Annotated in this window: 14 protein-coding genes; 3 read left to right on the top strand and 11 right to left on the bottom strand. The window is 43.9% G+C overall.

Features of this window, described 5'->3' with window-relative positions; translation table 11 throughout:
- Positions 1 to 75: 75 nt before the first annotated feature.
- From gcvH to copZ, 6 genes are all read right to left on the bottom strand, one after another.
- A complete protein-coding gene (gene gcvH, locus ACFODW_RS02225; protein WP_390302302.1) occupies positions 76 to 459 on the bottom strand; it encodes a glycine cleavage system protein GcvH in 384 nt (127 codons plus the stop codon).
- 67 nt (positions 460 to 526) lie between these two features.
- A complete protein-coding gene (locus ACFODW_RS02230; protein WP_390302304.1) occupies positions 527 to 889 on the bottom strand; it encodes an arsenate reductase family protein in 363 nt (120 codons plus the stop codon).
- A 106-nt stretch (positions 890 to 995) separates the two neighbouring features.
- Positions 996 to 2780, bottom strand: a complete 1785-nt coding sequence (locus tag ACFODW_RS02235; RefSeq protein ID WP_390302307.1) for an acyl-CoA dehydrogenase family protein — start codon at positions 2778 to 2780, stop codon at positions 996 to 998.
- Between the two features lie 32 nt (positions 2781 to 2812).
- The gene (locus tag ACFODW_RS02240; RefSeq protein ID WP_390302310.1) at positions 2813 to 3988 is read right to left on the bottom strand and encodes an acetyl-CoA C-acetyltransferase; all 1176 of its coding nucleotides are present in this window, start codon (positions 3986 to 3988) and stop codon (positions 2813 to 2815) included.
- A 19-nt stretch (positions 3989 to 4007) separates the two neighbouring features.
- Entirely contained in the window at positions 4008 to 6407 is a 2400-nt protein-coding gene (locus tag ACFODW_RS02245) for a 3-hydroxyacyl-CoA dehydrogenase/enoyl-CoA hydratase family protein (protein WP_390302313.1), read from the bottom strand.
- Between the two features lie 172 nt (positions 6408 to 6579).
- A complete protein-coding gene (copZ, locus tag ACFODW_RS02250) occupies positions 6580 to 6786 on the bottom strand; it encodes a copper chaperone CopZ (protein WP_390302316.1) in 207 nt (68 codons plus the stop codon).
- Between the two features lie 383 nt (positions 6787 to 7169).
- Between copZ and ACFODW_RS02255 the strand changes: the two genes are divergently transcribed.
- The 3 genes from ACFODW_RS02255 to ACFODW_RS02265 all read left to right on the top strand — a co-directional run bounded on the left by ACFODW_RS02255 (position 7170) and on the right by ACFODW_RS02265 (position 9290).
- On the top strand, positions 7170 to 7925 hold the full coding sequence (locus ACFODW_RS02255; RefSeq protein WP_390302319.1) for a metal ABC transporter ATP-binding protein: 756 nt from the start codon (positions 7170 to 7172) through the stop codon (positions 7923 to 7925).
- A 16-nt stretch (positions 7926 to 7941) separates the two neighbouring features.
- A complete protein-coding gene (locus ACFODW_RS02260) occupies positions 7942 to 8784 on the top strand; it encodes a metal ABC transporter permease (protein ID WP_390302322.1) in 843 nt (280 codons plus the stop codon).
- An 89-nt stretch (positions 8785 to 8873) separates the two neighbouring features.
- On the top strand, positions 8874 to 9290 hold the full coding sequence (locus ACFODW_RS02265) for a Fur family transcriptional regulator (RefSeq protein WP_390302325.1): 417 nt from the start codon (positions 8874 to 8876) through the stop codon (positions 9288 to 9290).
- 116 nt (positions 9291 to 9406) lie between these two features.
- On the opposite strand, the gene ACFODW_RS02270 is transcribed toward ACFODW_RS02265, so the two are convergent.
- The 5 genes from ACFODW_RS02270 to ACFODW_RS02290 all read right to left on the bottom strand — a co-directional run bounded on the left by ACFODW_RS02270 (position 9407) and on the right by ACFODW_RS02290 (position 15193).
- Positions 9407 to 10210: a VLRF1 family aeRF1-type release factor gene (locus tag ACFODW_RS02270; protein WP_390302328.1), complete on the bottom strand. Its 804-nt coding sequence runs from the start codon at positions 10208 to 10210 to the stop codon at positions 9407 to 9409.
- A gap of 146 nt (positions 10211 to 10356) precedes the next feature.
- Positions 10357 to 11853, bottom strand: coding sequence for a BCCT family transporter (locus ACFODW_RS02275; protein ID WP_390302331.1), 1497 nt, complete (start codon positions 11851 to 11853; stop codon positions 10357 to 10359).
- Positions 11854 to 12136: 283 nt separating this feature from the next.
- Positions 12137 to 13414, bottom strand: a complete 1278-nt coding sequence (gene aceA, locus ACFODW_RS02280) for an isocitrate lyase (RefSeq protein WP_390302334.1) — start codon at positions 13412 to 13414, stop codon at positions 12137 to 12139.
- Positions 13414 to 15012, bottom strand: coding sequence for a malate synthase A (gene aceB / locus ACFODW_RS02285; RefSeq protein ID WP_390302337.1), 1599 nt, complete (start codon positions 15010 to 15012; stop codon positions 13414 to 13416). Before aceB ends, aceA begins: the two co-directional genes overlap by 1 nt.
- Positions 15013 to 15085: 73 nt before the next feature.
- Positions 15086 to 15193 carry a YhfH family protein gene (locus ACFODW_RS02290; RefSeq protein ID WP_390302340.1) on the bottom strand — a complete coding sequence of 36 codons (108 nt, stop codon included), beginning with the start codon at positions 15191 to 15193 and terminating at the stop codon, positions 15086 to 15088.
- Positions 15194 to 15330: the final 137 nt, after the last annotated feature.

A 15330-nucleotide genomic window follows, 5' to 3' on the forward strand; every position in this document is an offset into this window, starting at 1 on the left:
TTTACTTTAATATATGATAAAAACATGGCTGACTATACACTGTTCAGCGTGTTAGTCAGCCCAAATTTCAGATATTCAGTCCTCTTCGGTAATTTCTGCGTACTGTTCTGGCGATAACAAATCATCAAGTTCTGTAGTACTGGAAGGTTCAATCACAACCATCCATGCTTTTTCATAAGGAGATTCATTTACAAATTCGGGACTGTCCTCAAGTTCCTCATTGACTTCAACGACTTTGCCGCTTATAGGAGCATATAGCTCGGATACCGTTTTGACGGACTCGACACTGCCAAATGGTTCATCCACTTTCAGCACATCTCCCGGTGCCGGCAACTCGACAAATACAATATCCCCCAACTCGTCCTGAGCGAAGTCGGTGATACCAACCCGGACATTATCTCCTTCTTTTTTTACCCATTCATGTTCTTTAGAATACAGCAAGTCCTGTGGTAAGCTCATTCTCATCCCTCCAAATTTTCATTCCAATACCACTATACTAGTTAACTCTTTTTTTCGCTACCATTGTTTACCGCTCCAGCCAGACATCCCTAAATGTATCTTCTTTAAAGCCCACTGTAACCTGCTCGCCATCGGTTACGATCGGGCGTTTGATCAGCATGCCGTCGGAAGCTAGAATTTCAGCCATCTCCTCCGTTCCGGCATCCTTTATTTTGTCCTTTATGTTGAGCTCTCGATACTTCTTTCCGCTTGTATTAAAAAATTTTTTCGCAGGAAGACCGCTCTTATCAATCAGTTCAAGAATCATCTGTTTGGAAGGCGGCTCTTCGACGATATGTACTGGTTCATAGGCAACCTCATTTTCTTCCATCCACTTTTTCGCTTTTTGGCATGTACCGCATTTCGGGTACCAGTAAAAAGTCAACGTCATTATTTTCCCTCCCCTTTCTTTCACTGATATATTATCATGTTTTTGGCCGATCATTCCACCTGCATGAAAGAACCTCCCTGTATGCCAGAGAGGTTCCACTTATACGCTACACGCTATATTTTTCCCCATTTATTATCTCAGCAGCTATCTCCCGTTTTTTGGCAATGACATTGACAGGTGTATGCCTAGTAAGCTTCCTAAGGGAAGAAAGCATTATTCTGAGCGCATCCCCCTGTTCGACTGCAATCAATGTTTCTTTGGCATCCGCTTCTATTCGATTGAAAGCTTCCTGGACATATACTTGAGTATATAGCAGCTTTTGTTTATTTTTCTCTTCACCAGTCTTATTCATTGCCTTTTCAGTACGCAGAATAGCCGATTCCATATTATATACCTCTGCTGTCATATCCGCTATATTCACTAACAGCTCCTGCTCGCCTTCAATCTTTTGCATATACTTCTGAGCAGCTGTTCCTGCGGCAAGAAGTATCATCTTCTTAGCGTTCTTAAGCAGATATTTTTCTTGTTCCAGAGCCCCTTCCCCTGCTTCTTCCGGCATCATCATTACCAACTCTTCCTGTAGTTCTTGTGCTTTTTGGAGCAGCGGCAGCTCCCCTTTCATTGCCTTCTTTAGTAATGTGCCAGGGACTAACAAACGGTTGATTTCATTCGTTCCTTCAAAAATACGATTGATTCGAGAATCACGGTACATCCGTTCTACTTCGTACTCCTGCATAAATCCATAACCGCCATGCATCTGAACAGCTTCATCAACTGCGGAATCGAGCAGTTCTGTAGCCATGTATTTCCCCATCGAGCATTCAATCTGATATTCAGCAATTGCCCGGGCAATTTCCCGGCCATCTTTCAATTGTTCATCAGACAACGATCCCATCCGCTGCTCGAACAGTCCTACTGTACGGTACACCGCACTTTCATTGGCGTATATTTCGGATGCAATCGTAGCCAACTTCTCCTGTGTCAATGAAAAGCTGGATATTGGAGTGTTGAATTGCTTACGCTGGTTGACATATTTAACGGCAACTTCCAATGCTTGTTTAGCTCCGCCCACACCGCCGATTGCAAGCTTATACCGGCCTACATTCAATATATTGAATGCAATCACATGTCCGCGTCCCTTTTCTCCAAGCAGATTCTCCGCCGGCACTTCCGCATCTTCAAGGATCAAGGTCCGAGTGGAGGAACTTTTTATGCCCATTTTCTTTTCTTCCGCCCCGGTGGATACTCCTGGATACCCTCTCTCTACGATGAATGCTGAAAAGTGCTCTCCATCTATCTTTGCGTAAACGATAAAGACATCAGCAAACGCAGAATTGGTTATCCATTGTTTCTCCCCATTCAGGATATAGTGAGTTCCCTGCTCATTAAGCTTGGCAGTCGTTTTAGCTCCCAAGGCATCCGATCCGGAACTAGGCTCTGTTAAAGCATAGGCAGCGATTAATTCACCTGAAGCCAATTTGGGAAGATATTTGTGTTTCTGGTCTTCATTTCCGAAAAATACAATGGGCAGAGAACCGATCCCGACATGGCCACCGTGTGTTATGGAGAATCCCCCGGCTTTAGAGAATTTCTCTGTAATCAATGAAGAACTGATTTTATCAAGTCCCAGCCCACCGTATTCCACCGGAACGTCTGCACCAAGAAGACCAAGGTCCCCTGCCTTTTTTAATAGTTCGACCGAATGCTCAAATTCGTGGTTTTCCAACTTATCAATCTTGGGGACTACTTCTCCTTCTACAAAATCCTCCGTCGTTTTGGCAATCATTTTATGCTCTTCCGTAAAATCTTCCGGTGTGATGATGTCTTCTCCTTTAAAGTCATCCACTAGGAAGGACCCGCCCTTAAAAAGCCTTTCTTTCGTTTCTCCCATTTAAATCTTCCTCTCCTATTAGTCGGTGTTAATTAAATGAGTTCAAAGACACCGGCAGCTCCCATACCGCCGCCAATACACATAGTAACCACTCCGAACTGCTCGTTCCGCCGTCTCATCTCCTGGATCAGGCTAAGCGTCAATTTGGTGCCGGTCATTCCAAGAGGATGGCCAAGAGCGATCGCCCCGCCATTTACATTAACCTTGTCTATGTCTAAATCCAAAGCCTGTATGACCCGAATGGACTGGGAAGCAAACGCCTCATTCAACTCAAACAGCCCCACATCCGCTACGGTCAGCCCAGCAATTTTTAGAGCCTTTGGAATAGCTTCTATAGGACCAACCCCCATAATCTCTGGTTCCACACCAGCTACCGCGAAGGAGCGGAACTTGACTAATGGGGATAACCCTTCCGATTTTGCTTTCTCCCTTTCCATCAGCAAGACTGTACCAGCTCCGTCACTCATCTGCGAGGAGTTCCCGGCAGTTACAGTACCATTTATATGGAATGCCGGCCGAAGGTTTGCCAGAACTTCTTTTGTCGTGCCCGGACGTACCCCTTCATCCATCTCAAACAATCTGGTTCTCTCTTCAATTTTGTTGTTGTTTCCCACCACATTTTCTTTTACTTCAACAGATACAATTTCCTCATCAAGTTTTCCTTCACTGATAGCTTTGGCTGCTAGTTCATGACTTCGCACAGCAAAAGCATCTTGTTCTTCCCGGGATATATCAAAGCGGCTGGCCACTTCTTCAGCCGTATGACCCATGCCCATATAATAACCTGGAGCCTTCTCTACCAAAGTCGGATTCGGCTTAATGACATGCCCTCCCATCGGAATCAAACTCATCGATTCAGCTCCGCCTGCAATAATGGTATCGCTTGCTCCAACCATAATCCGCTCCGCTCCATATGCAATGGACTGGAGGCCTGAAGAACAATAGCGGTTGATGGTAATCCCCGGCACCTCGTTTTTCAGCCCGGCCAAACCTGCAATATTACGAGCCATATTCATACCTTGTTCCGCTTCCGGCATAGCGGTGCCAATGATGACATCATCAATATTTCCGTCATAGCCCCCTGCCCGCCTTAATGTTTCTTTTATCGTCAATGCCGCCAGGTCGTCAGGCCGGCTTCCGGCCAATGACCCCTTGTTAGCTTTACCTATAGGAGTCCTCGCCCCCGCTACGATTACTGCTTCCTTCACATTCCCTACCCCCTTTGATTTAATTCCGTAATGGCTTCCCTTTCACCAGCATGTGCTGCATACGGGCCTGGGTCAGTGGTTCTCCTATCAGGCTGAGAAATGCTTCCCTTTCCAGATCAAGGATCAGCTGTTCATCGACTAGCGACCCCTCCCTGATTCTGCCTCCAGAAAGGACGTACGCCAATTTTTCTGCAATTTTAACATCATGCGAGGAGGCATAACCGCTGTATTCCAGTGATTTGGCACCAAGCAGCATCGCAGCATAACCCGCGTCCCCGACTACCGGCACTTTTTCCGGCGCAGGAGCCCTGTAGCCAGCTTCTGCTAATGATATAGCTCTTCTCTTAGCATCAAACAACAGATGATCCGGATTTGTGCTGATTCTGTCATTATTGTCGAGGAAACCATTTTCCCGTGCTTGAGCTGCTGATTCAGAGACCTTCGCAGTTGCCACTTTCTCGAATACATCATTCGCTGCTTTCGCTAAGTCGAAATCCACTCCGGCCGGCAGATTACGCAATTCTTTCAAATATAGCTCTTTTGTACCCCCGCCACCTGGGATCAGGCCAACACCAACTTCCACAAGCCCCATATAAGTTTCCATGGAAGCCTGAATTGCCGCTGCCGGCAGAGCCACTTCCGCGCCGCCGCCCAAAGCCATATTAAATGGCGCAACTACTACTGGTTTATTTGAATATTTGATATTCATTGTCATTTCCTGAAATTTCCGTATTACCAATTCCAATTCAAAGAAATTATCATCCTGTGCTTCCATCAGCATCATAGCCAGGTTTGCACCGACACAGAAATTCTTCCCCTGATTGCCGATGACTAGGCCGTCATAGTTCTTGTCAACTTCTTCCAATGCTGTATTGACCATTTGGATGATATCAAGTCCGATTGCATTATTCTGAGAATGAAATTCTAGACAGGCAATACCATCCCCGATATCTATAAGACTCGCACCGGTGTTTTTCTGTATTACTCCCTGAGAAGTTTTGAAAGCCTTCAAGTCAACCTCTCTTGGGTTTTCTTCCTGTTGCCGATAGTTTCCTCTATGATAGTAATACAGTCCTCCACCTTCTGTTTTATAGAAGGAACCATCATTCCTTGCAAGCATATCCCGAACTTGATCAGGCACCCGATCTCCTTCCTTTTCCATCCGGGCCGCTGCTTCTTGCACCCCAATGGCATCCCAGGTTTCAAACGGGCCCATTTCCCATCCGAACCCCCATTTCATTGCCCGATCAATCGAAACGATATCGTCAGCAATTTCTCCAACTAGATCGGCTGCATAAATAAGTACTGGTTTCAATATGGACCATACCAAGTCACCAGCCTTATCCCCCTTTGCTTCTACAAGCGCCTTCAATTTCTTTCGGGAGCCTTTTTGCTGCTTTGCTGTTTCTGTTGCTGCTGTCTTCAACTTTCTTCTTTCCTCATACTGCAACGTCTGCGGGTTGAGCTCGTAAATAGCGCTGCCGCCGTTTTCTCTTCTTTTTTGATAGAAACCCTGGCCGCTTTTGGACCCAAGCCATCCATTCTCCAGCATTTCCCTCATGAAATCAGGCACATCGAAAACTTCCTTTTCCTTCCCTTCTACCTGATCGTAAACATTTGCTGCTACATGGATGAAAGTATCCAATCCCACGACATCCAACGTACGGAATGTAGCGCTTTTGGGCCGGCCGATCATCGGACCCGTAACTGAATCTATCTCACCTACACTATATCCCGATTCCAGCATCTCCTTGACGGTGACAAGCAGCCCATAAGTTCCAATCCTGTTAGCAATAAAATTGGGGGTGTCCTTTGCCTCTACTACACCTTTACCCAGTACATTCTCGCCGAAGACCTTCATGAACTGGAGGACTTCCGGATCGGTCTTCGTGGTGGGGATTACCTCCAGCAACTTTAGATAGCGCGGTGGGTTGAAGAAATGGGTTCCCATGAAATGACGTTGAAATTCTGCTGTCCTTCCTTCCGCCATCGCTTCCACGGAAATACCTGAAGTATTGGAACTGACAATTGCTCCTTCCTTCCGATTGTCTTCCACTGCCGCCATTACTTTTTTCTTTATCTCGAGATTTTCTGTCACTACTTCTATAATCCAGTCAGCTTCATGGATCCTATCCAGATCATCCTCCATGTTACCGGTTTCAATTAATTTCAGGGTGTTTTTACTGGTGATTGGTGAAGGTTTTTGTTTAAGGAGGGCTTGCTTGCTTTGTAACGCCAGGCGGTTCCTCACCTCTATGTCTTCCAGGCTCAGCCCTTTCCTCTTTTCTTCTCCATTAAGCTCTTTTGGTACAATGTCAAGCATAACCACCGGTATACCTACGTTCGCTAAATGAGCAGCTATACCAGATCCCATTACACCAGAGCCGATCACTGCAGCTCGGTTGATTGATCGCTTCATCTTTCTTCCCCCAATCATTTTTGAATGAATACTCATTCATTATTTGCCAAAAAATAAATGATAGTTCCCTATCCATCTATTACTACTATAAATTATATTCTGACATTTCGCAATCAAAATTTTCCCTTCTTCTTATAAGAAAACAGAAAACCGGGAGTCGGTTTTCTGTTTATTACATGACTATCTCATATCCTTGATCTTCTACTGCTTTCTGCATATCTTTTACCGTCACTTGGGCTTCATCATATGTTACATCCACCCGATTTGTGCCCAGATTTACTTCTACTCCTATTACACCTTCCAGTTCCTGAAGGGCACCTTCAACCGCTCGTTCACAATGGCTGCATGTCATTCCCCTTACATCTAAAGTTGTTTCCATAGCAGGACACTCCTTTCATAAGGCTTCTTACTCATCTCTTTCCCCTTTTTGGCATCGTAAAACTTTTCTATTCTTCGGTTGAGGTGCAACCGTAATTGTTCCTATTTACAAACCGTAATGATTACGATATTATATTTAGAGTGAATCAATTTGAACCTAAAAGCTATGGAATACACGTTCTCTGGATTCTCGACGTATGAACCGCCGGATTGCGGTCAACGAGAGTTTCCCGCAAAATTGGCGTCATTTAAATACTTGCTTCCAGGATGATATAGCTTCGAAATAACATAATAACAGAATTGTTGAACATGTAAGTGAACCCGAAAGAAAGGCTCAGGACTAGCTGAGCAAATTGAAAGCAATCGACGATCGGAGGGAAAACAATGGCAGAACCAGTAGTTTCTATGCAGAATGTTACGTATGCGTATGAACGAAAAAATGTGTTGGAACATATAGATTTTGAATTGCCTAAGGGCGCCTTCATGGGCTTAGTTGGACCTAATGGAGGAGGGAAGACCACCCTGATTAAACTGATCCTCGGCCTAATTGAGCCGGATCGGGGAGAAGTTGAACTGCTTGGTAAGCCTCTCGGCAAATTTAAGGAATGGGATAAAATCGGCTTCGTATCCCAAAAGGCCAACTCTTTTAACAGAGGGTTTCCTGCTACGGTATACGAGGTAGTATCCATGGGACTTACCGCCAAAGTAGGTTACCTAAAGTTTTTCAAGAAGAAGCATAAAGAAAAAATTCTTCGAGCCATTAATCAAGTAGGAATGCTTGACTATGCACATACCAATATAGGAAATCTTTCCGGCGGACAGCAGCAACGTGTGTTTATTGCCCGGTCTCTGGTGAATGATCCTGAGCTGCTCATCCTCGATGAACCTACTGTCGGTGTTGATGTGGAAAATGTCAGACGTTTTTACGACCTTCTACACCAGCTAAATGAAGAACAAGGTATCACTCTACTCTTAGTAACCCATGATACGGGCACCATGACCGAGCACGCTACAGACATTGTCTGCCTTAACCGGACCTTGCACTTCCATGGTAAACCAGAAGAGTATTCATCACTTACGGAGAGGGATCTGTCAAAATTCTATGGACACCCGGTCCATCTAGTTACACATGAGCACTAATGTGGAGGAATAAACAATGCTTACAGATTTTTTAAACTATGACTTTTTACGAAATACCTTCCTGACCGGGTTGCTGATCGGTATAATCGCCCCCCTGCTGGGAACGTTTATTGTAGTACGGCGGCTCTCACTGATTGCTGACGCCTTATCACATGTTACTTTAGCAGGTATTGCATTTGGCCTGATGCTTGAAAAAAAATTCGCCATCACTACGATAACACCTTTGTATAGTGGAATGATTTTCTCTGTCATCGGTTCTGTATTGATTGAAAAGCTGCGCAGCGTCTACAAGGCTTATCAGGAGATCGCCATACCGATTATAATGTCTGCCGGTGTTGGTCTGAGTGTTATTTTCATTTCCGTTGCCGATGGCTTTAATACCGAACTGTTCAACTACTTATTCGGTTCTGTGTCGGCCGTCAGCCGAAATGATTTTATGACCATCCTTGCTATCTCTGGGTTCATCCTGCTGGTGGTAGCTCTATTTTATAAAGAGCTTTTCACACTTTCTTTTGATGAAGAGCATGCTACGATTTCCGGGCTTCATGCTAAAAGCATCCATTTGCTGTTCATGGTGCTGACAGCACTGGTGATTGCCGCATCCATCCGAATTGTGGGAGTACTGCTGGTATCAGCCTTAATGACATTGCCGGTTGCGGCAAGTATGCGGCTGGCAACAGGGTTCAAACAAATGATTCTGCTGTCTGTCCTATTCGGTGAAATATCTGTTATTATAGGCCTAGTAAGCGGATATTATCTGGATATTCCGCCGGGCGGAACCATTGTAATGGCAGCAATTGCCATATTGCTACTGTCTATTGGAATCAAGCGTACTTCATTTAAACCAAAGAAAAACTAATATAACGCATATATATAAAGGAAACAACTGATCTGACTCAGAATAATTCCTTCCATTTTCTATCATGAAATTAAAGTGAGGGATAAGAAATGAATATAAACGAAGCAATGGAAGTTTTAAAGACGAAAGGATATAAGGCCACTGGCAAGCGTAAAGATATCCTCATCTACTTCGAGGAAGCAGACGGCTACAGGACTGCCAAAGACTTGATTCAGCATTTAGAGGCAGTTCATGAAGCGATCAGCTTCGATACAGTCTACCGCAATCTGCATTTATATAACGAAGTGGGTATTTTGGAGACAACTGAGTTAAATGGAGAGAAGCATTTCCGGATGAACTGCACTCACCGCCACCACCATCATTTTATTTGTAATGTTTGTGGAAAGACAAAGGAGATTGATCTTTGTCCCATGGATGAATTAAGAAATGCATTGGCCGATTACGCCATAGAGGATCATAAATTTGAAATATATGGTCTTTGTCCTGTCTGTAAAACAACAGCTTAATCTTGAAAAAAGGGAAATGCCGGTATGTTTCGGCACTTCCCTTTTTATTGAGCAAAATGGTTTAAACCTCCGCTGGATGGGCATACCATCTCCACTAGGCAATATCTAATCTTTCGTTATCCGAAAATCTCCTTAATTATTTTGGATTCTTCGTGATCCAACATGTTTTTCTGGATTACTTCGTCCACTGGTTTGTTCAGGAGATTCTTCAGCTCCTTGGCTTGATCTGCTTCACCGACTACATATATTTTTTCCCATTCATTCTCTTTCGCCCGCTTATCCAATTTAGGAGCGATTTTTTTATACCAGCGATGCTTGTTTTCCTCGAACCTGTCACGGAAGTTATCTACCTGCAGGTTGGTAGACCCTTTACCAGTGGTGCCCAAGCCATCACGAGGACCCAGCTTCTCGCGCCAGTCCTCTGTATCCAGATCGAGCTCATAGGAGATGGTTCCTTCTATCTCATTCAAATAGGCGTCGATTACTTTTATTTCATTCTGCTGCACCAGGATGATTCCGGCTTTTGGATAGCGTTCCGACAATTTGCTCAACTGGTCTAGTACTGGGGTTTCCTCCCAGTAAAATTCTGTCTCTAAAGGCATTTGAACACGGTCGGCGAACCAGACCTCCTCATCGGCAGTAGCAAAAAGTACAATGCCCTTTTTGAAGTTTTGTTCATTTCCTCTAACGAATTTTTCCACCTTCTGTTTCACCTGCTGGTAATTTTTCAGTTCTTCCTTGTCCCCATCTTCTTCCATATATTGTTCAAAATTTTTCAGTCCGTTTTTAAGGTGGATTTTCCATTCTCCACCCTGCTGGTCAGGGTCGGAAGGATCGGTATTCAAGTACATGGAAAATACCTTGTTTGCTCCTTCTTTTCTTATTTTGCGCAATTTCTCCAGTTCTTTATTTAAATCCATACTCGAATGCACTCCTCTCACAGTAAATAATTACTATTGCTTAGTAATGTTTATCCTCTAATTTCTTTGAATAAACATGATGGAGGAATGCATAGATATTTATCAAGATATAAAAACAGACGGCAGAACTAACTGCCATCTGTCAACTATTTCTTCACTTTATAATCCCTTTTTATTACCTTTATAATGGATACGACCATCAACAGCAAGATGACTGTGAACGGAAGTGCAGAGGTCAATGATGCGGTCTGCAATGCTTCCAACCCTCCAGCAAACAGCAGGACGATGGCAATAGCGGCTATCAGCGTACCCCATACCATCTTTGTAAACAATGATGGATTCAAGCTTCCCTTCGAGGTCATACTTCCCAATATATAGGTTGCTGAATCAGCAGATGTCACCAAAAATGTAAAGATCAGCATAATAGATAGTATGGACATTACATTGGTCAGCGGCAAGGTTGCAAAGGTTTCGAACAGAGCAACAGTCACATCCACGTTAACTGCTTCAGCAATTTGCGTCCCGTTGTTGAGATCACTGTATAGCGCCGTTCCGCCGAACACCGCAATCCATAGGCAGGCAATAGCCGGAGGAACGATAAGAACCCCGAAAACGAACTCACGAATGGTTCTCCCCCGCGACACTCGCGCAACAAAGGCGCCTACAAATGGCGACCAGGCAATGGCCCAGGCCCAATAGAAAATGGTCCAGTCGTACACCCATTCCCCTCCACTGTACGGTGTCAGCCTCAGGCTATATTCAATAAACCCAGTCATGTAGTCACCTAAACCGAGTACGAAGGTATTTAATATAAATACAGTCGGACCGGCGATGAAAACAAAGAGCATCAACAGTAAAGCAACACCCAGATTGATATTGCTCAACCATTTGATTCCTTTATTCAGGCCTGTACTGGATGACAGCATATAGGCTACCAGCATAATAGCTGCAATCACTAATTGAACCCAAATGTTATTAGGAATACCTTCAAAAACAGAGGTCAATCCACCATTCATTTGAATAAATCCTAAGCCAAGCGATGTTGCAACCCCCATGACAGTAGCAATTACTGCCAACGAGTCGATCGTATTGGCTACTCCTTTGTTCTTGCCGACAATTGGCTGAATGGCTACAGATACCAGTCCTTTTTCATCTTTCCTGAACTGCAGATAGGCAATCACCAATCCGACTATTGCAAATACGGACCATTGGCTGATTCCCCAGTGGAAAAAGGAATATGCCATGGCTTCTCTTGCCGCCTCTTCTGTCTGCCCTTCCAAAAAAGGAAAAGGAGGGGTGAAATAATGACTCATCGGTTCAGCAACCCCCCAGAAGACGAGGGAAATCCCGAAGCCGGCTGAGAAAAGCATTCCTATCCATGTAAAAAACGGAAATTCTGGATGGGAATCATGTGGACCAAGTTTCATTTTCCCATACTTGGTAATAGAGATGCCAAAGAGAAAAATAATGATAGCAAATACCGCTAGTAAATAGAACCAGCCAAAATTTACGGTGGTGAAATCAAATAACTGGCTGGCGACTGCTCCAAATTGTTCCGGCATAAAAGTGCCAATTAGAACAAGTAACAGTACAATTATAGAAGATACATAAAATACCGGGTTCTTGTATGCGTTCTTATTCATAATGCTTCCTTTCTATATATGTATTTTTTTATGCTGAGAAAGGGCCAGCGGGTAAACTGCACTCCATACTATACCCGTTTGGCCATTAACTAAACCATATTGATAAAACTTTCACTCTGTATTCGAATATTTTCTAAAGAGAATCGTTTTCAAATTAAGTGAATTTTGAATCCGTAACATATTTTACCACTAAAAAATAGGCCTTGCAAAGTGCAGGGCCTATTTACGGCTAGTCATGGGCGGCGTATCCATTGTAATGCGGTGGACTGTTTGCTAAGCTGTATTATTTAATGAATTGTGCTTCCTCTGTGGATCCTCTCAAAGCACCGGTGGAAGATGTTCCTCCGGAAATAACTTGAGCCACTTCATCAAAATAGCCGGTCCCAACTTCTCTTTGGTGACGTGTTGCTGTATACCCATACTTTTCACTGGAGAATTCCCCTTGCTGCAATTCCGAATATGCAGCCATTCCTTCCTCCTTATATTTCCGTGCGAGTTCGAACATGCTGTGATTCAGTGCATGGAAACCAGCTAGTGTGACAAATTGGAATTTATAGCCCATTCTCCCCAGTTCTTTCTGAAAACCAGCTATTTCTTCATCAGACAATTTCTTTTTCCAATTAAATGATGGAGAACAATTATAGGCCAAAAGCTTGTTTGGATACTTTTCTCTAATGGCCTCCGCAAATTTTTGTGCTTCTTCCAGGTTTGGCTCGGATGTTTCGCACCAAATAAGATCGGCATATGGAGCATACGCCAGCCCACGGGAAATTGCCTGGTCAATCCCCGCCTCAGTTTTAAAGAATCCTTCAGCTGTTCGTTCTCCTGTAATGAAGGCTTCGTCATACGGATCTACATCACTTGTAATCATGTCTGCTGCATTGGCATCGGTCCTGGCTATAATGATGGTAGGCGTTCCCATCACATCAGCAGCAAACCGTGCAGCAATTAGGTTTCTTACTGCAGTTTGAGTCGGGAGCAATACCTTTCCTCCCAAATGGCCACACTTTTTCTCTGATGACAATTGATCTTCAAAATGTACTGCTGCTGCGCCGGCTTCTATCATCCCTTTCATCAGTTCAAATACATTAAGCTGCCCACCGAATCCTGCTTCGGCGTCCGCCACAATCGGTGCATACCAGTCAATTTCCTCATCTCCCTCTGAATAATGTATCTGGTCAGCCCGTTGTAATGCCTGATTGATACGTTTTACCACACTTGGAACACTATTCGCAGGGTACAGGCTCTGGTCCGGATACATATGCCCTGACAGATTGGCATCCGCCGCGACTTGCCAGCCGCTCAAATAAATAGCCTTCAACCCTGCTTTTACTTGTTGCACCGCTTGGTTGCCTGTCAAGGCTCCCAACGCATGAACATAATCATTTTTGTGGATAAGATTCCAAAGTTTGTCGGCTCCTTTGGAAGCCAATGTATACTCGATATCCATGGAACCTCTAAGCCTAATGACTTCCTCTGCTGTATATGGCCGTTCGATGCCCATCCAGCGGCTATTGCTTTCCCATTCTCTGTTCAGATTTTCCGCCCGTTTTGTTGTCATTATTGATTTCCCCCTTCTATTAATCTGCCATATGCCGGCAGTGTAAGAAATTCTTCAAACTCATCCCGCTGTATCAATTGGCTGAACAGCTCCGCCGCTAGTTCAAAGTTCCCTTCATTGAAAGCATCATCTCCCAGCTGGTATCTAAGACTTTCCATTTCTTCTGATTGTATTTGTTCAACCATTTCGTATGTGACTTTTCTTCCATCCTCCATCATCGCCTTTGGATGACGGATCCATTGCCAAACCTGTGCCCGAGAAATTTCAGCAGTGGCAGCATCTTCCATTAGATGGTTGATAGGTGCTGCACCTCTTCCAGAGAGCCATGCAGCAATGTATTGGATTCCTACATTGATATTAGTCCGCAGTCCATTCTCTGTAATGCTGCCTGCTGGGACCTCCAGCAAGTCCTCTCTATTAACTAGGACATCCTCACGCTTCCTATGAATTTGGTTGGCCCCTGTCATGCCAGCATCAAAAATGCCCTTAACAAAACCGACCATTCCCGGATGAGCTACCCATGTTCCATCATGGCCATCTCTCACTTCTCTTTCTTTATCAGCCTGTACTTTATTGAAGGCTTTTCTGTTCTTCTGCTCGTCATTTTTTACTGGAATTTGTGCAGCCATTCCTCCAATAGCTGGTGCATTCCTCTGATGGCAGGTCTTTATCGCCAAAAGGGAATAAGCTCTCATAAATGGGACCTCCATCGTTAGTTCGGATCGATCCGGAAGAAGAATGGCAGGGTCTTTATGGAATTTTTTAAGGTAACTGAAAATATAATCCCATCTTCCACAGTTCAGCCCTGCGGAATGCTCCCTCAATTCATAAAGTATTTCATCCATTTCAAACACGGCTGTTATTGTCTCAATTAATACAGTTGCCTTAATGGTTCCTTGAGGTATTCCCAATTCGTTCTGAGCGAAGACGAACACTTCATTCCATAGCCTAGCTTCCAAATGATTTTCCAGCTTGGGAAGATAGAAATATGGCCCTGATCCCCTGCTTATCAGTTCTTTTGCGTTATGATAAAAGTAAAGGCCGAAATCTATCAGGCTTCCAGAGGCAGGTTCTCCATCAAACTGAAGATGTTGTTCGTCCAAATGCCACCCTCTAGGCCTGACAATCAGCACTGCTGTCCTCTCGTTCAAATGGTATTGCTTTCCATTGGGCGATTGGAAATCAATACTTCTGCGTATAGCATCCCTCAGGTTAATTTGACCGTTCATCACATTCTCCCAGGTTGGCGAGGTGGCATCCTCAAAGTCGGCCATAAAACACTTGGCGCCTGAATTCAATGCATTTATAACCATCTTTCGATCAACAGGGCCGGTAATTTCCACCCTTCTATCTTGCAAGTCCTTGGGGAGCTGTTCAATTTTCCACTCCCCTTCACGAATCCATTTGGTCGCCTTTTGAAAATCGGGTTTTTCTCCTGCATCAAACTTGCTTTGAATCTCCTTTCTCTGTTGTAGTAGCTCTTTGCGGCGCTGATTGAAATGTTGATGCAGTTTCTGTAAGAAATTCATGGCTCCCGGTGTCAGAATCCCTTCGAATTGTTTATTCTCACCTATTGTTTCTGTTGCTTTTACCAACATGGCATAGCCCCCCTATTGTTGTAGTACATATTAAATAAAATAATATTGTTATATAACAATATCTATAAAAAAATTAATCTTCCTTTTTGGACAGGCAGTAATCACAGACAAGTGTATAGCTTTCCGGTTGGATGCCTGTGCCGCATTCTGGACATTGGACCGCTTCTTTTGTAGAATCCATTTCTTTCCCTCCTTTATTGTATAACAGTTTTGTATTTATCCTTTTGTTATAATACAGTTTATCTAACTCATCCGAAAATTACAACCCTTTTTTTAAAATTTTTTTAAAGTGATATGATAGAATAGATGAACTGTTGT

It is taken from the genome of Virgibacillus sediminis (assembly GCF_042643265.1).
Classification (GTDB): domain Bacteria; phylum Bacillota; class Bacilli; order Bacillales; family Amphibacillaceae; genus Virgibacillus_O; species Virgibacillus_O sediminis.